General features: G+C 35.7%; 15 protein-coding genes and 3 pseudogenes. 9 read left to right on the top strand and 9 right to left on the bottom strand.

The features are described from left to right. Positions 1–3: 3 nt before the first annotated feature. Positions 4–765 (bottom strand): hypothetical protein, encoded by a 762-nt coding sequence (locus OOL03_RS05525; RefSeq protein ID WP_264707232.1) that lies wholly within the window; start codon positions 763–765, stop codon positions 4–6. Between the two features lie 175 nt (positions 766–940). Here OOL03_RS05525 and OOL03_RS05530 point away from each other — a divergent pair, with 175 nt between their 5' ends. From OOL03_RS05530 to ubiA, 5 genes are all read left to right on the top strand, one after another. Further along, positions 941–4006: an efflux RND transporter permease subunit gene (locus OOL03_RS05530; RefSeq protein WP_264707233.1), complete on the top strand. Its 3066-nt coding sequence runs from the start codon at positions 941–943 to the stop codon at positions 4004–4006. Between the two features lie 88 nt (positions 4007–4094). After that, positions 4095–5657 carry a transcription termination factor NusA gene (gene nusA, locus OOL03_RS05535; RefSeq protein WP_264707234.1) on the top strand — a complete coding sequence of 521 codons (1563 nt, stop codon included), beginning with the start codon at positions 4095–4097 and terminating at the stop codon, positions 5655–5657. Positions 5658–5666: 9 nt separating this feature from the next. Then, positions 5667–7991: a translation initiation factor IF-2 gene (gene infB, locus OOL03_RS05540; RefSeq protein WP_264707235.1), complete on the top strand. Its 2325-nt coding sequence runs from the start codon at positions 5667–5669 to the stop codon at positions 7989–7991. 9 nt (positions 7992–8000) lie between these two features. Continuing rightward, on the top strand, positions 8001–8399 hold the full coding sequence (locus OOL03_RS05545; RefSeq protein ID WP_038249615.1) for a ribosome-binding factor A: 399 nt from the start codon (positions 8001–8003) through the stop codon (positions 8397–8399). A 3-nt stretch (positions 8400–8402) separates the two neighbouring features. Further along, positions 8403–9260 (top strand): 4-hydroxybenzoate octaprenyltransferase, encoded by an 858-nt coding sequence (gene ubiA / locus OOL03_RS05550; protein WP_264707244.1) that lies wholly within the window; start codon positions 8403–8405, stop codon positions 9258–9260. A 474-nt stretch (positions 9261–9734) separates the two neighbouring features. Here the strand turns inward: ubiA and OOL03_RS05555 are convergent. The 3 genes and pseudogenes from OOL03_RS05555 to carB all read right to left on the bottom strand — a co-directional run bounded on the left by OOL03_RS05555 (position 9735) and on the right by carB (position 14861). After that, positions 9735–10594, bottom strand: a protein-coding gene (locus OOL03_RS05555) for an IS630 family transposase (RefSeq protein ID WP_264707019.1) whose coding sequence is annotated in 2 segments (ribosomal slippage) — positions 9735–10270 and positions 10270–10594 — 861 coding nt in all. Because the reading frame shifts where the segments join, the coding sequence is not laid out codon by codon here. Positions 10595–10656: 62 nt separating this feature from the next. Further along, positions 10657–11110 (bottom strand): annotated as a pseudogene (locus OOL03_RS07195) (IS110 family transposase); the annotation flags it as partial. Positions 11111–11486: 376 nt separating this feature from the next. Beyond that, positions 11487–14861: a carbamoyl-phosphate synthase large subunit gene (gene carB, locus OOL03_RS05565; protein WP_264707245.1), complete on the bottom strand. Its 3375-nt coding sequence runs from the start codon at positions 14859–14861 to the stop codon at positions 11487–11489. Positions 14862–14999: 138 nt separating this feature from the next. On the opposite strand from carB, the gene OOL03_RS05570 reads away from it, so the two are divergent. Next, positions 15000–15182, top strand: coding sequence for a WPE palindromic element domain-containing protein (locus OOL03_RS05570; protein WP_264705490.1), 183 nt, complete (start codon positions 15000–15002; stop codon positions 15180–15182). 124 nt (positions 15183–15306) lie between these two features. Here the strand turns inward: OOL03_RS05570 and OOL03_RS05575 are convergent, their stop codons facing one another. Both OOL03_RS05575 and OOL03_RS05580 read right to left on the bottom strand, forming a co-directional pair. After that, positions 15307–16062, bottom strand: coding sequence for an SDR family oxidoreductase (locus OOL03_RS05575; protein ID WP_264707246.1), 756 nt, complete (start codon positions 16060–16062; stop codon positions 15307–15309). Continuing rightward, the gene (locus tag OOL03_RS05580) at positions 16049–16864 is read right to left on the bottom strand and encodes a YihY/virulence factor BrkB family protein (RefSeq protein ID WP_006279712.1); all 816 of its coding nucleotides are present in this window, start codon (positions 16862–16864) and stop codon (positions 16049–16051) included. The genes OOL03_RS05575 and OOL03_RS05580 overlap by 14 nt, the downstream gene beginning before the upstream one ends. Positions 16865–16999: 135 nt before the next feature. Between OOL03_RS05580 and OOL03_RS05585 the strand changes: the two genes are divergently transcribed. Both OOL03_RS05585 and OOL03_RS05590 read left to right on the top strand, forming a co-directional pair. Further along, positions 17000–17320 carry a TrbC/VirB2 family protein gene (locus OOL03_RS05585; protein WP_264707248.1) on the top strand — a complete coding sequence of 107 codons (321 nt, stop codon included), beginning with the start codon at positions 17000–17002 and terminating at the stop codon, positions 17318–17320. A 296-nt stretch (positions 17321–17616) separates the two neighbouring features. Beyond that, positions 17617–17925, top strand: a pseudogene (locus tag OOL03_RS05590) (IS630-like element ISWpi10 family transposase); the annotation flags it as partial. Positions 17926–17954: 29 nt separating this feature from the next. Here OOL03_RS05590 and OOL03_RS05595 read toward each other — a convergent pair. Continuing rightward, positions 17955–18814 (bottom strand): IS630 family transposase gene (locus tag OOL03_RS05595; protein ID WP_264707034.1). Its coding sequence is split into 2 segments (ribosomal slippage): positions 17955–18490 and positions 18490–18814, totalling 861 coding nucleotides; the frame shifts between segments, so codons are not numbered across the junction. Between the two features lie 63 nt (positions 18815–18877). Here OOL03_RS05595 and OOL03_RS05600 point away from each other — a divergent pair. Beyond that, positions 18878–19575, top strand: a pseudogene (locus OOL03_RS05600) (IS630 family transposase); the annotation flags it as partial. A gap of 611 nt (positions 19576–20186) precedes the next feature. Here the strand turns inward: OOL03_RS05600 and recF are convergent. Beyond that, positions 20187–21266 carry a DNA replication/repair protein RecF gene (gene recF / locus OOL03_RS05605; protein WP_182319834.1) on the bottom strand — a complete coding sequence of 360 codons (1080 nt, stop codon included), beginning with the start codon at positions 21264–21266 and terminating at the stop codon, positions 20187–20189. A gap of 16 nt (positions 21267–21282) precedes the next feature. Further along, a complete protein-coding gene (gene bcp, locus OOL03_RS05610; protein WP_213863331.1) occupies positions 21283–21750 on the bottom strand; it encodes a thioredoxin-dependent thiol peroxidase in 468 nt (155 codons plus the stop codon). Positions 21751–21760: the final 10 nt, after the last annotated feature.

The raw sequence follows: 21760 nt of genomic DNA on the forward strand, positions 1-21760 counted from the left end.
CAACTACCCCTCAAACCCTAACCCGTTAAACGGCCGTTGAATAATTGGCTGTTTTAGCACTTTCGTCACATTATCATTTACATTCCCGTACTGTAATAGCAAGTCTGCAGCAGATAGTTTTTGCGTACTTTTAGACTTAGGCCCTATATTGGGAAGGTTGCTTGGTGGCTGCTCAGGAAGTGGATTACCAGATACATCCATGTGTTCAGGAAGAGATTTCATCTGATTCTTTATAGAGCTAGAGCTATTTTGTGTAAGAGTTTTATCATCTGGCATGCCAAGAATAATTTTCTCAGGCACTACCATAGTTTTTGTATAATCAACAGGATTACTATTTTCAGCATCTATAGTCACATGAATTGGTTCGCCAAACGCATTTATAGGGCCACCAAGTGATCCTTTCTCCATGCGTTCTTGTGCTCTTTTCCTTATTGTTTCTTCTTCGAACTCAGTTTCAGTTCTTTCTGGTTCTTTTGCGGATATTTCTGTATCTTTTTCTTCACCTTCATCAACACTGCTATACCCTTCATCTTCTGAAACTTTATCTCCTGAAACACCAGTAATTTCAGCAGGCTGTTCTTTTTTAGTTCTTATTTTATGAATCAATGAAAGTAATGTGTAAGTAACTACAGCAGCAGCAACGATAATGGCTATCTTTGCAGCAATGTGAATTGCTGTTAAAAATATTAAAGCTGATAAAGCTCCAGCTAACCCAGATGTAATAACTTTATTCTTGCCTTTTGTTACATTTAAAATTGCCACCATAATAACCTCTCAAATACTGTTCTAGAATTATTATACAGGAATTTTCTTATACTTGCAATTTTGCGAAAATTTTAATTATTTGCATAAAGTTTTAAAGCTACACAAGGATTAATTAATATGCAATGTATCTCGACTATAATATTGTACAAACACACATATTCAGCTAACATTCAACATGCAGAGCTTACTCATAGAGCGAAACAGGGCGGTGGTATTATTACTTATAGTAATTTTTATCTTCGGTTCATACGTTTATGTAAAAATGCCAAGGGAAAGCAATCCTGATATACAGATTCCTATAATCAGCGTGTTTGTTGGACTTCCTGGGATTTCTGCTCAAGATAGTGAAAAGCTATTAGTGCTTCCTATAGAAAATGAACTAAGATCCATCGAAGGTGTAAGAGAATTGAGAGCTTTTGCAACTAATGATGGTGCTCACATGATACTCGAATTTGGAACAGAGTATGATAATAAAGAAGTGCTCGATAATGTCCGTTCAAAGCTTTCAAACATAAAATCGAAGTTACCTGTTGAAGCGGAATCTCCAATAATAAATGAAATAAACTTGAGTCTATTTCCCATATTAAATGTTGGCTTAATTGGTAATCTGCCAGAAAGAGCCTTAACTGAAATAGCACGCAAGTTAAAGAAAGAAATAGAATCTCTGCCAAATGTTCTCAAAGTTGAAGTGGCAGGTATTCGTAAAGAAACAGTGGAAGTTATAATTGAGCCCACAGTTCTAACAAAATATAACATTCAATCAAACGAAATATTCCAAGCTATATCAAGCAATAATAGACTAGTGGGAGCTGGGTCACTGGCCGGTAAATATTCGATTAAAATATCAGGGTTATTAAAAGATATAGAAGATATTATGAATATTCCTATTAGATCTCAAGGCGATGCAGTTTTGAGAATCAAAGATATAGCAAAAGTATACCCTAGGTTTGAGGATCACCAAGGATTTGCTCGCATTAATGGATTACCTAGTGTCATGCTAGAAATTTCAAAACGTAACGGAAAAAACATAATAGACACAGTAAATCAAGTAAAATACTTAATGGATAAGGCAAAAGATCAATTACCTGAAAATTTAAAAGTGGTGTACTTAAACGACCAGTCAAAAAACGTCCGCGATGTGCTTGATGACTTGGAAAACGGCATAATATTTGCTGTGTTGTTAATATTGATCATAATGATGCTTTCTATGGGAACAAGGATTGCTATTCTTGTGGCACTCTCGATACCCGGTTCCTTTCTCATTGGGATAATAGCTCTTTACTTTATGGGTATAACCTTAAATATCGTTGTGCTCTTCAGTTTAATTATGGCTGTTGGCATGCTGGTTGATGATGCAATTGTGATCAGCGAATATGCCGATAGAAAGATGATCTGCGGAATGGATAAAGTAGAAGCTTTTTACACTTCAGTTCGTGATATGTTTTATCCGGTTCTATCATCAACGTTAACTAAATTAGCAGTGTTTTTTCCTCTATTATTCTGGCCTGATACTGTTGGTAAATTCATGCAGTACATACCAATTACAATAATTCTAACTTTGACTGGATCGCTCATTATGGCTTTGGTTTTTATACCAACACTTGGTGCAATATTTGGTAAGCCTTCGATAACTTCAAAAAAAGAAATAAAAAAAATGAGTGCTATAGAAAGTGGTGAAATAAAAAATGCTGGGCCTATAATAAGAGCTTACGTACGCATGCTAGAGAAGGTTTTGGATCATCCTAAAAAATTCGTATGTGCTACTGTATTCGTTTTGTTTTCATTTAGTGTGCTGTACTTTACTTTTGGTCCTGGAGTAAAGTTTTTTCCGAAAGTGGATTCAGATAATATTTTAATCAGTGTTAAAGCAAAAGAAAGCTTATCAGCCAAAGAACGAGATCTGATACTCAAAGAAGTGGAAGAACGCATTTTGAGCATTGAAAAAGAAATTCATGTTTCTTATGCTAGATCAGGAGCATTTTCAGACAACGTTATCGCCAGAATACAACTAGAACTTATGGATTGGCGCTTCAGGCGCAAAGCTAAGCACATACTAAATGATATAAGGAGCAGTGTGCAAGACATGAAAGGAATAATAATTAATGTTCAAGAGGAAAAGCCAGGACCGTCGGCTGACAAGCCAATACAAATTAACCTCAGCGGGAGTGTATCCAGTTTGAATTTAGCAGCAGAGAAAATTCTAGAAATTATGAACCAACCTTCATCCGGGTTTATAAATATTCAAGATAGCAGATCAGCACCTGAAATAGAGTGGAATATGAGTGTTGATAAGAGTAAGGCTACAAGCTCTGAAGTAAGTGTTGCAACCATTGGCGATTTTATAAAGATGGTTACAAATGGAGTGTTGATTGGAAAATATAGACCAAATAACACGGATGAAGAAATCGATATTGTACTCCGTTTCCCTGGAAAGGATCGCAACATGAAGACTATAGACAATCTTTTTATCAATACAGTTAATGGCCCGTATCCTATGAGCAATATAGTAAAATATGCTCCCGAAAAAAAGGTAAACAAACTAAACAGGATTGATGGATTACGCATAGTGACAATCTCTGCTGACGTTGATACTGGCTATCTTGTTGATGAAAGAGTAAAGTTCATTCAGAATTCTATTGCCCAGGATTGGGGCAAGGGAGTAAAAATTGATTTTAAAGGCGACAAAGAAGATCAACAAAAATCAGGAGCATTTTTGTTAAAGGCTTTTATATTAGCGATTACACTAATGATATTGGTATTAGTGACACAGTTTAATAATGTATACCATACATTTATCGTAATGACAGCAGTGTTTTTATCCACAACATGTGTGTTTTTTGTTTTCTTTCTTATCCAACAAGTTTTCGTAGTTGTTATGTGTGGAGTGGGGATAATTGCTTTGGCGGGAATTATAGTGAATAATAACATACTATTACTTGATGCCTTTCATCACCAAATTAAGGTACACAAAAATGACATCAAGCGATGTGTAATAAACGCTGCAATTTCTCGCGTTAGGCCAATATTGCTTACCGTTGCAACCACAGTTCTTGGTTTAATACCGATGATTACCAGGTTAAATATCAATTTTTTTACGCTACAAATCACATATGATGCTCCATCAAGCCAGTGGTGGGTTGACATTTCAACAACCATAGCAAGTGGAATATTGGTTGCAACGGTTTTAACTTTATTCTTTACTCCTGCGTTGCTTGTTATACAAAGACATGAAAAAACTTGACTTAAATTAGCAATCATTTAACATTTAAGATAGTGTTCTTTGCCCGTTGGAGCTATAATTATAACTAATTACATTGGATTTATTTATTATGATTGCTAATCGTAAAAGCAGTGTTAAGCAGAAAAGTAACAAGAATAACATAGTTGGAAGCCTTGATGTAATAAAAACAGCAGGAGAGCTTTCACTTCAAAAAGGTTTAGATTTTGATGTTGTAATAAAGGCACTAGAAAGTGCTATAGAAGCAGTGGCTTATCAAAAATATGGTAGCAAAAGTAAAATTGTAGTTAATATAGATAGAAACACAGGCAAAGTTACTTCATATAGAAAACTAAAAGTTATTGATGATGAATCAAATGAAAAAGAGAATACTGAGTGTGAATCAATTACGCTTACACAAGCTAAATTAATAAAAGGAGATGCAAAAGTTGGAGATACTGTTAGTGAATTGCTCTCTCTTAACACTGATCTTGCTTCAGCAAGAATTGCCCAGCAAAAGATTGCTCAAGTAATTAAAGATGAAGAGTCAAAAAAGCAATATGAGGAGTTTAAAGATAAAGTGGGAGAAATAAGGTATGGTATTGTTAAACAAGTAGAATATTCAGATCTTATTATAGACATAAATGGCACTAGGGCATATCTTCCATTGCGAAATTTAACTGGTGGTGAATCATTTCGTGAAGGCGATAAGGTTAAAGCTTACATACAGACTGTTAAGCGCTCTGATGATGGACGTCAAATTATTCTTTCTAGGACTCATGAAGGCTTTTTGGAGGCATTATTAAATCAAGAAATACCAGAAATTGCTGACGGATTAGTGAAAATTAAAGGTATAGCTAGAGATGCTGGTTCAAGGTCTAAGGTTGCCGTTTTCTCTCCCGACAAGAACATTGATCCAGTAGGTGCTTGTGTTGGAGTTAAGGGAGATAGAATAAAAACTATTATACACGAATTAAATGGTGAAAAAATTGACGTTATAAATTACTTCTCAGATTTGGGTCAATTTGTTATTAAAGCCATTACTCCTGCAGAAGTATCGAAGGTTATTATTGATGAAAATGAAAATTGCATAGAGTTAATAGTTGCTGAAGATCAATTGAGTTTAGCGATAGGAAAAAAGGGCCAGAATGTAAGATTAGCTTCAGAGCTTGTTGGATGGAAAATTGAGATATTAAGCACTCAGCAAGAATCAGAAAGGCGAAGTAAAGAACTTAGTCAATGTTCAGCTTTATTTGCTGAAGCTTTAAACTTAGAAGAGATTATGGGTCAGCTATTGGTAACAGAAGGTTTTTCAAGTGTAGAAGACATATCTAGCGCTTCAATTAAAGAGCTTGCTTCAATAGAGGGCTTTAATGAAGATATTGCAAACGAACTTCACAATAGAGCAAATAAGTACCTGAAAGCAGAAAATGATAGAAAAATAGAAGAGCTAAAAAGTCTAGGTATGGAAGATGATGTAATCAATTTAACTTTATCAATAGACAATAAAATTGCTCTTAGTAAACATGATATTAAGACTTTAGAGGACATAGCAGATTTATCAAGTTATGAGTTTTGCAGCATACTCTCTTCCTCATCCGATAGCAAAGAAGATCTAAAAGATACAGTAGATTCAATAATCATAGAAGCACGCAAAAAGCTTGGATTAATATAATAAAATAATATGAATAATGAAGATATCAGTGATAAAAAATTAACGCTCCAAGGTTTAAGCAAGCTTAAATTAGACCTCAATTTAAACTCTTCAACTAGCCCAAGTACTGGAGCTACAATAGTAAAAAAAAGAAGAAAAAAATCTCATGATGCAGAAGAACATAATTTATTTGACGAGAGTAAATTAGGTTCTTTAACAGAGAAAGAACAAATTTTCCGCATTAATGCTGTGCAGAATGCTGCTTTGCTGAAAGAAAAAAATCAGAGAGAAGAAAAAGAGAAAACAGCAAAAGAAGACAGCAATAAAGAGATTGACGAGAAAAATGAAGCGGACACTTTATCTAAAGAAATAAATAAGCAAGTTTTAAGTGATACTCACTTAGTTGAACTAAAAGAAGATAATATTGACTATGAGGGCGACGATAAAAAGTTTTCTAAAGTCAACAAAGATATATATTCTAAGCATTCTAAACTGGTAATTGCACAGGCAATAGATGAAAAAACTGAACAACCCCCTGTATTTAAGCAAAGGTTTGGTATAAGAGGTAGAAAGTCAAAGTTTACTAAGGGTAAAAATATATCAAGAGAAGTTATTATACCAGACAAAATAACTATCAGGGAGTTATCTATTCGCATGGCAGAAGATAGCAAGAGTGTGCTAAAAATGTTCAAAGAAGAAGTCGGTGAGAGTTATAGAGTAGATGATCTGGTGGATCCAGATATAGCATGTGAAATAGTGGAAAAATTTAATCATATGGCTAAACGAGTGAGCGATACCAACAGAGAAAAAGATTTATTTTTTATAGAAGGCAGAGAAAGCCTGCCTAAAAAACCTAAACCACCAATCGTCACTTTTATGGGACACGTCGATCATGGTAAAACCTCATTGCTCGATGCATTTCGTGAATCTAATGTTGCAGAAAGAGAGTCAGGTGGCATAACTCAACACATAGGTGCTTATCAAATAACGACAAAAGATAAGCAAAAAATTACCTTTATTGATACACCAGGACATGAAGCGTTCACTGCGATGCGTGCACGTGGTGCCAATATTACTAATATAGTTGTAATAGTAGTTGCAGCTGACGATGGAATCATGAAACAAACAGTTGAAGCAATAAATCATGCAAAAGCAGCAAATGTTTCCATTATAGTTGCTATTAATAAAATTGATAAATCTGAGCCTGGTGATGTAGAAAAAATAATTAATAGTTTGCCTCAATATGATCTCATCCCTGAAGGGCTTGGTGGTGATGTTATGATTGTGCCAGTATCAGCAAAAAAGAAAACTAATTTAGATAAACTAGAAGAGACGATTTTGTTAATCGCTGAATTAATGAAGCTAGAAGCAATAGAAGATTGTCGAGCACTTGGATGGGTAATAGAATCCAAAATAGATAAAGCGAAAGGAATATCAGCCACATTGATAGTTGAGGAAGGAACGTTAAAGGTTGGTGATATATTGGTAGTTGGTACAACATACAGCAAAGTACGTAGTATGGTTAATCACCTCGGTCAAAGAGAAAAAGCAGCACTACCCTCCGCTCCAATTGAAATTACTGGTCTAAATGGTGTGCCAAATGCTGGAGATAAATTTGTTGTTATAAATTCTGAAAAGCAGGCGCGTGAAATTGTTGAATACAGGCTAGAGTTAATCAAGAAAAAGAAAGAAGATTTGGGCGACAATAATTTAGATATATTCAGTCGTAATAACAGCGAAACAGAAGAACTATCTGTAGTTTTAAAGTGCGATGTAACTGGTTCTATTGAAGCAATATCAAGTTCAATTGATAAACTCGGTAAAGACCAAGTGAAATTAAATATCCTACACAAAGCAGTAGGAGGGATAACAGATTCAGATGTGCTGCTTGCAGAAGCATCAAGTGCAGTAATTTTAGCTTTTAATGTAAAAGTGGATTCAAAAATAAGGGACTTGGCAAAACAAAAAGGTGTAGAAATACATACTTATAACATAATATACGAGCTCATTGACGACATGAGAATGTATTTAACTAAAATGTTAAAGCCTGTTACACGAGAGGTTCGTGTTGGCTTTGCATCTGTGAGGCAAATATTTAATGTATCTAAAGCTGGTAATATCATTGGATGTTATGTAAGTGATGGAGTCATAAAAAAAGATTCTTTAATTAAGGTAGTGCGTGGTGGCAAATTGGTGCATGAAGGAAAGTTAAAAGCACTACGTAGATTTAAAGATGATGTTAAAGAAGTAGGTGTAAACTTTGAATGCGGAGTATCACTAGAGGGTAATGTCGATATTAAAGTTGGAGATATTTTGGAAGCTTATCAATTAGTGCAAGAAGAAAGGGTGTTATAGTAGCTGGATATGAAAAAGGAAATTAGAAACCTAAAGATAGCATCGGTATTGCATAGAGCAATATCAAGAATTCTAATGGAAGGTAAGGTGTTCAATAAAAATGTAGCGGTATCTGACGTAAAATTAAGTAAAGATTTGAAAAAAGCAGATGTATATATTGTGTTATCTTCATTGAATATTCAAGTAGCTGACTACTTAGATCCAGAAAAAAGACGCACTGGAGATCCTTCTGAGAATAATTGTGATATTAATACTGTTGTTAATGAAATGAACCAATCTGCATGGTCAATACGTAAATCTATATTGTGTTATGTTGATTTGCGATTTATACCTGAACTAGTTTTCAAGCCTGACTTAGCGTTCGATAATTTTGTTAATGTAAGCAAAATATTACATAATCACACTTAATTAATGCATTTCAATCGTTACTTTTCATTAATGAGGTTGCACAGTTTAACGGGTTTGTGGCTTGTGCTATTTCCCAGTTTGAGCGGTATTCTTTTAGCCTCAACTTCTCTATCGTATCAGGTTCTTTTTCTCCTTGTTTTGTTTACTATAGGTGCATTTTTAATGAGACCCGCAGGGTGCATAATCAATGATATCTTCGATAGAAAAATAGATGCGCACGTTGAACGAACAAAATATAGGCCACTTGCAAGTAGTGCATTAAACATAAAGCAGGCTTTAGCTTTACTTTCACTGCTACTGTCTATTGCCCTGGTAATCTTATTATTAACTAATAAAACTACACTTATACTTGGAATAATCTCAATGTGTATGATAGCTACTTACCCTTTATTAAAGCGGTATGTTTGGTGGCCACAATTGTTCTTAGGGTTTACCTTCAATATGGGATCGCTCATGGGCTCAGCAGCAATAACAAACCAGATCAGTATAGAATCCTTGCTGTTTTATATAGGATGCGTCTTTTGGACACTTAGCTATGACACCATATACGCCCATCAAGATAAAAAAGATGATGAAAAACTCGGGATGAAATCTACCGCATTATATTTTGGTGATACAACAAAATCTTGGTTGAAAAGATTTTATTTAATATCTCTTATGACGTGGCTATATGCTGGTATCTTATCATCATTAAATAACATTTTTTATATTGCTCTACTTGCTGTAGGGTTCATATTTCACCGCCAATACAAAAATTTCAATCCTGACGATCCCAGTCAATGCATGCCCATATTTAAAAATAATTCCTACGTAGGGTTGCTGCTCTTTTTCGGCATTCTTTTAGATAGAATTATCACCTAGGTCTCAAGAGTTTCGGCTCTAATGAAATCAATAGACTCAGGTAGCCCGCAGAAACAAAAAAACTTGCTTGACAAACTCCGCCAGTCCTCTTATCATGATAGTGAAGCTATTTATTTATCTTCTCTGTACAGATTAAATGACAAAAAAACTCACGTATCTGGCGTATCATGTTTAATTTTTTGCACTATGTGCACCTTATGTCTTATAAAATTTCTACCTACATAAGCTGAAACGCGCTTATAAAGCGTTTAAAACATAAAAAAACGCCAACTTAAAAAATGGATAGTGAATAACTAGCTACCCTAGGGTTTCTTTTGCCTTTTTTTCTGTTTAGTAAATTTCTTAACGTTTATAATTTAGATTAGTTGCGGTTTAAAAGTAGCTGAATCGCGGTTATTAAGTGTTTAGAATAAAAAAACGCCATACTTGAAAGTATAATGTAAGTATAGCATTTCTCATAATAGTCCAAACAGGTCATAGGAAGGCAGAATCAACAGCACGAAGAAAGGATTCGAATAGAGGAATGTTTTTCCTGGCTCTGTTTTTTATAGCAAACCAATGATGCTCAATTTTGTTGAAATCTGGAGAATAAGGCGGCAGATACAAAATTTCTGCACCAACCCCTTTAGCAAGCTCGATAATCTTATCAGACTTATGAAAAGTAGCATTGTCAAGAATGACAGTCTGTCCAGGTTCCAAGATCGGTGTCAAAAATTGCTCAAACCATCCATTAAAAACATCCATATTACAGTGGCCTTCAAAGGTTAACGGAACAACTATCTTTCTTCCACTTAAGGCTGCAACCATACTGATTCGTTGAGTTTTCTTTCCAGATTTTAAGGCATAAAACCGCCGTCCTTTCTGGCAATATCCGTAGGGGTAGTCTTCGGTGTTATCAATGCCAGACTCATCTATATACACTAAGTTTTTAGGTTCTTTTGTCGCTATAATTTTCAAAAATTCAGCACGTTTTTCTTCGTTTCTTTCCTTGTATCCATATGTCTTTTTTTGCGCGTAAATCCAATTTTTTTAAGGGCTCGATAGATCGTTTGGATACTAACGTTGTTCCAAAGTTTAGCCATTTCCGATAGAGTCTTTCCTCCGTGTTCTCTGGCAAATTTGGCAAAGGTATCCCAGTCGGTAATTTTGTGATTGTAACCCCCATTTCCAAGTTTTTTTGATTGAAAGTCTCCTGTTTCTTTTCTTCTTTGCTGCCACTCCCATAAAGTAGTTCGTCCAATCTTAAATCTTGCTGCCACTGTTTCTCTGCTTTCTCCTTCGTCTAGCGCTTCCATTGCTTTTTTTCTTAAATCATAACTATATGCTGCTGGCATTCAACCTCCTTATCATCATCTATCCTTATCCTATCACATCCGGACTTTTATCGAAAGAGCTATAACTGTTGGATTTGGGTTTTTTGTATTTTTGCTATTTCTACAAGTTGGTTTCTACGAGATAATTTTTGTTTCAAGCAATCAATATTACCATTACTAACTGTTAAAGGAGTAACACGCATATCTGTATTATTAATATAACGTGAGATGATACTGCAGTCTATTTTATCAGTTTTTGTAGTAATACCAAGGCTTTTAGCATAGTCTCTCCCACCTTGGTTGAATGACGTACACCTCAAAACCATTGCTTAGTAAAGTATAGGCACATAATTTTTCGTATCCACCAGTTGCCTCAAGACCAATTTTGGTTACATTATGCAAACGTAAAAAGTCCAGCATTTCACCAATGGATTGTACATTGTTTTCAAATATTTTATAATGCTCAAGTGGGTGAATGTGGAGATCTAATTTACTTTTGCTAACATCAATGCCAGCAATAATGTTTGATGAATTCATAATTCCTCCGTAATAATAACATATACTGCATTTTCCAGCCTTATATACGAGCCTAAAAGCTCAATCAGTTGTTCGGAACTTTCAGTATAATAAACCAGAGAAGAGAACCTTGCTGAACAACGATTCTTATAATCAAGGGGCGTGACGATTCCTCTTCTCTGTGTGTCTTTAATCTCACTACTTTGATATTTATAAAGACTTGTTCTTAACATATAAGGGAAGTGTCCTCTAGGTGAGATTGTGGAGCATTCGTTGCAGCATTTGGCTGTTCAATTACGCTAGTTGATTCTTTAGGTATACTATTTCCTTCAAAATTTCCATCTTTTTATTATGTTCTCTTTAGCATTTTGAGAGTGAATTATTCTAGTTTTGATATTTAAACGTTTTGTATCTGCTGTAATGATTTCACTTCCAGTTTGCTATTCTTTACATATTGAATTGCAAGCACTAACGCTTTACTTCCGGAAGCTGTGGTGCTGTAAGCTATATTTTGCAAAATAGCAGTTCTCCTGATATCTTTGCTGTCTGAGACTGACTTTACACCTTTTGAAGTATTAATCACTAGATTTATTTTTCCATCTTTGAGCATATCAACTATGTGGGGTCTGCCTTCTCTTACTTTATTTACAGCTTGTGCAGCAATGCCGTTATTGTTCAGATACGAAGCTGTGCCTTTGGTGGCATATATTTCAAAACTCAGTTCTTTCAACATTCGTGCAACTGGCAATATATACTTTTTATCATCATCTTTTACTGAAACCAGAGCTGTTCCTTCTGTTGGTAACTTGTATCCTGCAGCCATGTGCGTTTTTGCAAGTGCAGCTTCAAATGATGAGTCAATTCCCATCACTTCTCCTGTTGATTTCATTTCAGGACCAAGTAAAGTATCAACTCCTGCAAAGCGGGTAAATGGAAAAACAGCAGCTTTAACTGCAAAATGATTGAAAGGCTTGTTTTCCTGATTCAATTTTTTACCCAAAACAACCTGAGTGGCAAGCTTTGCAATAGGAATATTGATTACCTTGGAAATAAAAGGAACGGTTCGACTAGCCCTTAAATTCACTTCAAGTATGTATACATCACTAGACCTCTTGCATAACTCGATTTCTGAAGGCAATTTTGTCGTCAAAGCTTGTCTGCGCTCCTCAAATACATTCGAGTATTCTGTGGTGCTCATCTGCACTTTTCCTAAAGATTTCTCATCACAAACAGGTTCTGCAAGAGGTCTATTCTCTTGAACAGCAAACTGAATGTTTATCAGACCTTTCACTTTTAATGCTAATGCTATTCTCTCAGTTTGGAGCTCGATCTCTTTTATTACTTCGTCACTCAATGTATTTGTCGGTATTGAGCATGTTGAATCGCCAGAATGAATACCAGCTTCTTCAATGTGCTCCATGACCGCTGCAATGAAAACTTTTTCCCCATCACATATAGCATCAACGTCAACCTCAACTGCATTGACTAAAAATTTATCAAGAAGCAGCGAACCATGCTCAAAGATTTTAGTTTGATCTAAGACGTACTCTTTAAAGCTCTGAGTATCGTGTCTAATCGACATGGATTGACCACCGAGGACATATGATGGCCTGACTACTAGTGGAAACCCCACCTTTTCTGCATTGGTTAACGCTTCTTCTACTGAATGGCAGATAGAACTTTCAGGTTGTTTTAAATTAAGTTGCAAAGCAAGATTTTTAAACCTCATGCGATCTTCTGCAAGGTCAATAGAATCAAACGAAGTTCCCAGAATTTTGAAACCTCTCTCGTTAAGCACTTTGGCTAACTTTAAAGGTGTTTGACCACCTATTTGAACTATTACACCAACCAGTGTGCCATTTTCTTGCTCTTTGCTTAGTATTTCAAGCACATCCTCTGCAATCAGTGGGGCAAAATATAAACGATCAGCGGTATCGTAGTCAGTTGAAACAGTTTCTGGATTACAGTTGATCATTATTGTTTCATACCCCATTTCTTTGGCGGCAGAAGCTGCATGTACGCATGCATAATCAAATTCAATACCTTGACCAATGCGGTTTGGACCACTTCCTAAAATGACAACCTTTTTTCGGTCAGAAATGTCCGCTTCGCATTCTGTCCTATTTGTAATGTTTCCCTCATAACAGCCATACATATAAGCAGTGCTCGATTCAAATTCAGCTGCACAGGTGTCTACACGCTTATAAACTTGTTTGATGCCAAATTTTTTTCTTGTTTCTTCGATTTGCTCTACTTTCTTATTGCTTAATTTCGCCAATCTTGCATCTGAAAATCCCATTTTTTTCAGCTCTAACATTTCATATGCAGTTCCAGGGAGGCCGTTTTCCTTGATTTTTTGTTCAGCCAAGATGATTTGCTGTATATTCTGCAAAAACCATAAGTCATAACCTGTAATTGAATTTATTTCTTCTATGCTAATTCCATGACGCATTGCATCAGCAGCAATCAGCAATCTGTTTGGTAGCAATTTTGCTAATTGAGATCTGATGTGATCAATATCAGTATTTTCAGAAAACACTTCATCAAGTCCCGTGAGCCCAGTTTCAAGCGAGCGAAAAGCTTTCTGCAGCGACTCATTAAAAGTGCGGCCTATAGACATTACTTCTCCCACCGATTTCATGGAGGTTGATAATTCACAATTCGTCCCCTTAAATTTCTCAAATTCAAAACGAGGAATTTTAGTGACGATATAATCAATCACTGGTTCAAATGCAGCAGGTATAACTGGAGCGCAGTCATTACGTATTTCATCGAGCGAATAGCCAATAGCAAGTTTAGTTACAACTTTTGCAATAGGATAGCCTGTTGCTTTCGAAGCAAGTGCAGAGGAGCGAGAAACCCTTGGATTCATTTCAATTACAACGAGGCTTCCATCTTCTTTAGGGTTCACTGCAAACTGAACATTTGCACCACCGGCACTAACGTCAATTTCCCTCAGCACTGCTATAGATGCATTTCTCATTTGTTGATATTCAGCATCACGCAGAGTCAAAGCAGGAGCAACCGTAATACTATCTCCGGTGTGCACTCCCATTGGATCAACATTTTCTATCGAACAGACTATTATGCAGTTATCTTTACAATCGCGGATAACTTCCATTTCATACTCTTTCCAGCCGATAATTGATTCATCTATCTGAACTTCATTTATTGGCGAAATTTTGAGAGCACTTTCTGCGATATTGAAAAACTCCTCTTTATTATATGCTATGCCACTACCTGCGCCACCAAGAGTGAATGATGAACGGATGATTGCTGGTAATCCAATGTAATCCAAAGCCTTTCTTATTTGTTCTTGATTTTTTATAATGATACTTTTGGGATATTTCAGTCCTATTCTATCCATGGACTGACGGAATAACTCTCTATCCTCTGCTTTTTTTATTGCTTCTCTATTTACCCCTATTAATTCTACGTTGTATTTGTCTAACACTCCATCATCTGCAAGTTTTATTGCGCAATTGAGTGCTGTTTGCCCGCCCATTGTTGGCAATATTGCGTCTGGCCTCTCCTTAATTATAATTTTCTCTATGATTTCAGGCAGTACCGGCTCAATATAAGTTGCATCAGAGAATTCAGGATCTGTCATTATAGTTGCGGGGTTGGAGTTAACCAAAATGACTTTATAACCTTCACTTTTTAATACTTTACAGCTTTGCGTTCCAGAATAATCAAACTCGCATGCCTGACCTATAACTATTGGGCCTGCTCCTATTACTAATATAGATTCTATATCTGTGCGTTTCGGCATAATTACAATAACGGTCTCTATTCAAGTAATGTTACCAATCTTTCCTGTATATGTGAATTTTTATTAAACCTATTAGCTAATTACTTTTAGGCTTGACGCATAACTGTACGAACATTGCAATTTGCGTGGCAGATTCCAGTGCTTGACACACAGCTGTACAAACATTCATTTTTGAAGGTAAATTGCACAGCAAATGATGTCATTCAAGTAGCTGACACTGGTTCCTTTATGACGGCAGTGCCCAGAGGTGTCATCCCAGTGCCCAGACACTGGGATCCAGAAAACTTAACTTTAAATAAGTGGCTGCATAATAAAGACTAGATTCCAGACTGGAATGACACCATAGAGGCACTGGGATGACATCCTTCCTAGTGGAGATTACTCTCAAATCACAATGTTCATACAGTTGTGGGCTTAACGGTATCTTTGCAGATACTATGGTAATTTATTCGGGAGATTTGCTGAGCGGTAAGATTTGTCCTGATGCGCTGCAATCTTCAGAAGCTAACTCCACAAATTTGTCTGTTAGGTCATCAGGTGACACCAATTCAGATCCAGGAAATGCCTGCTCACTACCCACAGGTCCTTCCGTGTATACAGCATTTACACATAATTTTGTATGCTTTGTTTCAGATGCATATATTTGCACCATTATTTCTAGTGCAACTTTACTTGCAGCATACGGCATCCAATATGGATAAGAGGAAGGAGAAAGTGTCACTTCTGAGGTCATGAATATCGCTCTTCCAGCATTAGACTTTTTTAGCATTGGATCTAAGTTTTTTAGTAAGTACCAATTGGCAGTAAAATTTGTATTCATTACGTTCTGTAGCTCTTCAATCTCACAGTCATGAATGGGGTTCAGTTTGCCTAAAATTCCAGCACACGCAACTAATATATCAAGTGCTCCAGATTCTGATAATTTCAGGCTTTCTATCATGTTTGTCAGTATCTTTACATTCTCAAAGTCTAAAAGATCAAGCTGAATTAGTTTCACAGAGCCTTCTTTAAATTCTTCAAGCTCTTCAATTTCATTATATAGTGGCTTGAGATTATCAAGAGATCTTGAAATCAGAATCACACATGCACCTTCTCTTATAAACCTTTTTGCAACAGCAGAGCCTATTCCACCTGAAGCTCCGGTGATTAAAGCTACTTTACCTTCTAACTTACCCATTTCTTTCTCCTTAGCGAGATCCATTGAAATATTTTAGCTGAAAATTGAATTTTGCTCCATATATAAAAATCAAACTTAGCATATAAAAAAATAGTAATGACACTACTACACCACCTAAACTTCCATATATCAAATCCAGTTGGTCAAAGGAAGCTTTTAAGTATTGCTTAAAAGCTGAAGCAGAAATCGTCCAAAGAATAACAGCTACACAAGATCCAGGAAATACGTCTGATAAATTTTGTTTTATGTTTGGTAACATAAAATATAGCCAAGAGACTACTGTGAAAAGTACAAATTCAATAAGTAAATACCTAGTATAACTTAGCCCCTGATAGGAAAAATCAATTAGCATTGGTACTAGTGTAGAAAACACTATAGTTAGAGTTATAATAAGCGTGATTACTAAAAATTGTAATATACTTAGTACTCTTCTTAATATATAAGGCGGCGAAACCGGAACTTTATAGGCCTTATTGAGTATTGTTCTAAGCCCTTCAATTGTCGATGAAGCGGTCCAAACAGCACCTACAATTGCTAAAGTTAGTAAGCTTTGCGGCGGGCCTGATATTATCTCCCTAATACGCGGCATCAAAGATGATAAAATATCCTGTGGCATGTTATCAATGATAAATACCCAGCCAATGTTGTACTGGTCTAAAAAATTTGCGAATGTTGACGCCACAGCCATTAAAACGATGAGAAAAGGAAATATTGATAACAGAATTAAAAATGATAAATACCCTGCATGCTCCACTCCATCATTATGAATTGTGTCAATCAAAGCACGATAAAGGCAATAAACGATGCTGTAAAATTTCTGTAGCACTGTAATATAGACGAACCAAGAAAAGTATTCTAAATGAAATAAAGGATACTTTTAAGCAAAAAATCCTCACCATTTACTTAAATTTAATCAAAGTGAAGGATAATCCAGCATTAAATAGAAATTATCGGAGGCGTAATGAAAAATTTTCTTCTACTTGTGGCTTTAATTCTCTCCTTTGCATTTGATGCAAATGCTGCAAATACTTTTGTTGATAAAAATGATACAACATCATCGGTGATATGCAAGATAATAGGCTATACTCACGGCATAGGTGGACCGATGATCACAATAGTGATAATTGGTGCAGCTTTGCTTGCGATATTCGGCAGAATGCCATGGCCAGCGCTTTTTGCACTCGGTGCGTTCACTGCTGTGTTTTTTGGCGCTCCTGTAGTCGTTTCAAAAATAACACCAGGAGGTGTGATTTGTAAAGACGGTGCAGTAGCGAATAAGTAATAGAAATTATTGGAGGCACAAACGTAGTTTTCTTTACTTGAAAGTGGTCAAGCTGACCACTTTCAGTGTCTATGAATACCTAATAAATTCTCTTTCTGTAATCATATCAGTTAAAGTTTAGATTCCAGCGTCACGCGCTGGAATGACAAGGCTTATCGTCATGCCGCCGCATACCGTCATACCGCGATTCATTCGCGGTATCTCATCAGCTAATACCAATTCCCGCTATACAAAGAACAGATAGAGAATAATGGGAAAAAAAGTCATACTAAAGTAAGTGAAATAGCGAGGTATGAATGGCATTAAGGTCAAAACTATTAGACGAAAGAGTTGTAAATTTAGCGAAAGAAATGTTAAAAAAGGTAAGAAATAACGCATATGTTTCAAAAAAGTTACAAGCGGTGATAGCAGGAAAAGAAAGTAGTATAAGCGCTGTGGCAAGAATATGTAAAATTTCAAGGACTGCTTTGACTGAATGGATAAAGCATCTAAAATTTGGTAGAGTAGAAAAATTATTTGCCCCGTTTCAGCGGCGAAGAAAAAGCAAATTAAACAAAAATCAACGTGAGCAAATTGAAATATGGGTAGAAAGAAATCCAAATATTATAGCATTTCTCATAATAGTCCAAACAGGTCATAGGAAGGCAGAATCAACAGCACGAAGAAAGGATTCGAATAGAGGAATGTTTTTCCTGGCTCTGTTTTTTATAGCAAACCAATGATGCTCAATTTTGTTGAAATCTGGAGAATAAGGCGGCAGATACAAAATTTCTGCACCAACCCCTTTAGCAAGCTCGATAATCTTATCAGACTTATGAAAAGTAGCATTGTCAAGAATGACAGTCTGTCCAGGTTCCAAGATCGGTGTCAAAAATTGCTCAAACCATCCATTAAAAACATCCATATTACAGTGGCCTTCAAAGGTTAACGGAACAACTATCTTTCTTCCACTTAAGGCTGCAACCATACTGATTCGTTGAGTTTTCTTTCCAGATTTTAAGGCATAAAACCGCTGTCCTTTCTGGCAATATCCGTAGGGGTAGTCTTCGGTGTTATCAATGCCAGACTCATCTATATACACTAAGTTTTTAGGTTCTTTTGTCGCTATAATTTTCAAAAATTCAGCACGTTTTTCTTCGTTTCTTTCCTTGTATCCATATGTCTTTTTTTGCGCGTAAATCCAATTTTTTTAAGGGCTCGATAGATCGTTTGGATACTAACGTTGTTCCAAAGTTTAGCCATTTCCGATAGAGTCTTTCCTCCGTGTTCTCTGGCAAATTTGGCAAAGGTATCCCAGTCGGTAATTTTGTGATTGTAACCCCCATTTCCAAGTTTTTTTGATTGAAAGTCTCCTGTTTCTTTTCTTCTTTGCTGCCACTCCCATAAAGTAGTTCGTCCAATCTTAAATCTTGCTGCCACTGTTTCTCTGCTTTCTCCTTCGTCTAGCGCTTCCATTGCTTTTTTTCTTAAATCATAACTATATGCTGCTGGCATTCAACCTCCTTATCATCATCTATCCTTATCCTATCACATCCGGACTTTTATCGAAAGAGCTATACTATTAAGGAAGTACAAATAAAAATCTCAGAGGAATTTGGCCTAAACATCAGCAAATCAACAGTGCACCGTGAGATACAAAGGATGAAATTTTCTTACATAACACCGAGGCCAATGCACCATAAACAAGATAAAAACAAGCAAGAAGAGTTTAAAAGATACTTCAATAAAATAGTCAATTTCCACCCTAAAAGGGAGGTGTTTTTTTTGATGAATCACGATTTGGGACTCATTCAAAAATCGGACACGGATGGTTTAAAAAAGGGGTCAGAACGCAGGTTAAAATGAAAATTGGTAGACAGAATTTCTATATCTACAGTGCGGTAAATCCAAGAAGTGGTAGGAAAATTAGCCTACTTGCTCCATATGTAAACACTGATTGTATGAATATATTTCTGGAGCAGATGTCGAAAGATTTAGGCACGAAAGAAGCCTTTCTTGTAATGGATTGTGCAAGTTGGCATAGATCAAAAAGTTTGAAAATTCAGGAAAACATTACCATCATATACTTGCCTCCTTATTCACCGGAACTGAATCCTGTTGAAAGGTTGTGGCAATATATCAAATACAATACTTTACGCAATAGTATCTACGATACTATTGGTTTACTTGAAGATGTTTTGTGTAATTTTATTGTCAATATTTCCAGCACTACTATTAAACGAGTTTGTAATGTTTCTTATTTGTTCGGTCAGTAATGGATTTTGGTATAACAAGCAGCGGAATAACGGTTGTCGTTTAGCTATGAATATTAAGAAATTTACCAAATGAAAAAAAAGGCAAAAGAAGCCCCGTGGTTGGCTAATTACTTACATTATACTTTCAAGTATGGCGTTTTTTTATTCTAAACGCTTAATAACCGCGATTCAGCTGCTTTTAAGCCGCAACTAATCTAAATTATAAACATTAAGAAATTTACTGAGCGAAAAAAAAGGTAAAGAAACCCTAGGGTGGCTAGCATTCAAATTCTCCCTTGTCAATTTGACGTTTTTTGCTGTCTTAAACGCTTTGTAAGCGCGTTTCAGCTTATATAGGTAGAAACCTAGAAGTTTTATAAAGACATGAGGTGCACATAGTGCAAAAATTAAGCATGATTTACGCCAAATACATTAAGTTTTTTGTCATTAATCCACTGCAGAGATTGCGAAGATAAATAAATAGCTTCAGTTTCATGATAAGGGGACTGGCGAAGTTTGTAAAGTAACTTTTGCATTTAATTTAAAGTAAAAAAAACAGAAATGTTTTGGTTTGAGGTTTAATTGCCGGAATTTACAATTGGGAGTTGCCTGTATGAGCTTTGAAAGAGGTACTATTCATTTGATAATTCAAAAAACTTGAAAGAATAAAGATAGCTATTGAAATTATCTTGATTTACATCAGTTATCCAAGTTTGACATTGAATACTTAACACTTCCTCCATTAACGCCTTTCTGTAATGTTTATCCAGATGAGACATTATATCATCAAGTAGAAGAAGTGGTGCCTTATTGTAATGAATACACCTTGCTTTTACACTGGATAAAATAATAGAAAGCAGTAATAACTTTTGTTCTCCAGTGGAGCACAGATTTATTGGTACGTTTCTTTTTTGACAAAAAACCCGAAAATTATCGTTATGCACACCAAAGGTTACTCTACCAGTCAATGAATCTTTTTCTCTGTTTTCCTTTAGACGATTCTGAAAATATTCTGCAGTATCGTCCAAAGTTAGCTGGCTGCTGAATTTCAAACTTGCCTTCGGAAAAAACTCACTGGAATGGTTATCAATTGTGTCTTGTAGTGTCTTTAAAACAGACGATCGCATACGTAAAATACTAACTGCATTAACGGCCATTATGTTTTCAAGACTAGAGAGCCAATTTTCGTCCAAGGTGTTCTCTCTTAACAGTTTACTTCGCTCACGTTTAGCTTTTCTGTGTTTCATGTAGCAGCAAGTGTAATTTTCCTCAAACAGTGAGACTATACGGTCTAAAAATTTTAATCTGTCACTTGGAGAATTAAGAAGAACATAGTCCATTTGTGGAATCAGCCATATTACATTGGATATCTTATACAAAGATGAATAACTCGATTGCGTTTTTCCATCAATTTGTATTAGTTTCTTATCAAAACTCTTTGCGATACCAATTGAATTAAAATCCATTCCATTAAAAAAATCATAGTGCACTACCCAATCTTCATTACTGAATCTATTTTGTATCTCACTGGCTTTTGCTTTTTTCATTCCATTGCTTTTAGCAAGCAACGAGATTGCTTCAAGTATATTAGTTTTACCAATACCGTTTTTGCCAGTTATTACAACTGAGCTATCATCTGAATCCAGTTCAAAGTTTGAGTGGCTACGAAAATTATGTAATTTCAGCTTTTTTATGTAGCAATGGGTAGCCATTAACCTATTCTTTAGTTTATATTCTCTTTACTTCTTCCAGAACCTCATCAACATGTCCACTAACTTTTACATTTTTCCAGATCTTCACTATTTTACCTTTTTTATCTATTAAAAAAGTAGTGCGTTCTATTCCCATATACTTTTTGCCAAACATACTTTTCTCTACCCAAACACCATATTTTCCCAACATTTCAGCATTCTCATCAGAAACTAAAGAAAACGGCAGAGAATATTTTGCTTTGAAGTTAGTGTGACATCTAACACTATCTTTTGATATACCAATTATCACTGTGTCAAGGAAAGAAAAATCATCTATTTTATCTCTAAAGCCTTTTGCCTCCATTGTACAACCCGGAGTATCGTCTTTAGGATAAAAATAAAGAACTACATTTTTTTTATCAAAAAATTCACTCAGTGATAAATTTTCACCAGAATCTGCTGGCAAGCTAAAATCGGGTGCATTGTTTCCTACTGCTAATTCCATACCTTGCTCC

The sequence above is a fragment of the Wolbachia endosymbiont (group A) of Acrocera orbiculus genome, assembly GCF_947250015.1.
Taxonomy (GTDB): Bacteria; Pseudomonadota; Alphaproteobacteria; order Rickettsiales; family Anaplasmataceae; genus Wolbachia; species Wolbachia pipientis.

What these genes read in the sequence shown, in the direction of transcription:
- OOL03_RS05525 (WP_264707232.1), bottom strand. Translation starts at nt 765, where the DNA reads ATGGTGGCAATTTTAAATGTAACAAAAGGCAAGAATAAAGTTATTACA.
- OOL03_RS05530 (WP_264707233.1), top strand. Translation starts at nt 941, where the DNA reads ATGCAGAGCTTACTCATAGAGCGAAACAGGGCGGTGGTATTATTACTT.
- nusA (WP_264707234.1), top strand. Translation starts at nt 4,095, where the DNA reads ATGATTGCTAATCGTAAAAGCAGTGTTAAGCAGAAAAGTAACAAGAAT.
- infB (WP_264707235.1), top strand. Translation starts at nt 5,667, where the DNA reads ATGAATAATGAAGATATCAGTGATAAAAAATTAACGCTCCAAGGTTTA.
- OOL03_RS05545 (WP_038249615.1), top strand. Translation starts at nt 8,001, where the DNA reads ATGAAAAAGGAAATTAGAAACCTAAAGATAGCATCGGTATTGCATAGA.
- ubiA (WP_264707244.1), top strand. Translation starts at nt 8,403, where the DNA reads ATGCATTTCAATCGTTACTTTTCATTAATGAGGTTGCACAGTTTAACG.
- carB (WP_264707245.1), bottom strand. Translation starts at nt 14,861, where the DNA reads ATGCCGAAACGCACAGATATAGAATCTATATTAGTAATAGGAGCAGGC.
- OOL03_RS05575 (WP_264707246.1), bottom strand. Translation starts at nt 16,062, where the DNA reads ATGGATCTCGCTAAGGAGAAAGAAATGGGTAAGTTAGAAGGTAAAGTA.
- OOL03_RS05585 (WP_264707248.1), top strand. Translation starts at nt 17,000, where the DNA reads ATGAAAAATTTTCTTCTACTTGTGGCTTTAATTCTCTCCTTTGCATTT.
- recF (WP_182319834.1), bottom strand. Translation starts at nt 21,266, where the DNA reads ATGGCTACCCATTGCTACATAAAAAAGCTGAAATTACATAATTTTCGT.
- bcp (WP_213863331.1), bottom strand. Translation starts at nt 21,750, where the DNA reads ATGGAATTAGCAGTAGGAAACAATGCACCCGATTTTAGCTTGCCAGCA.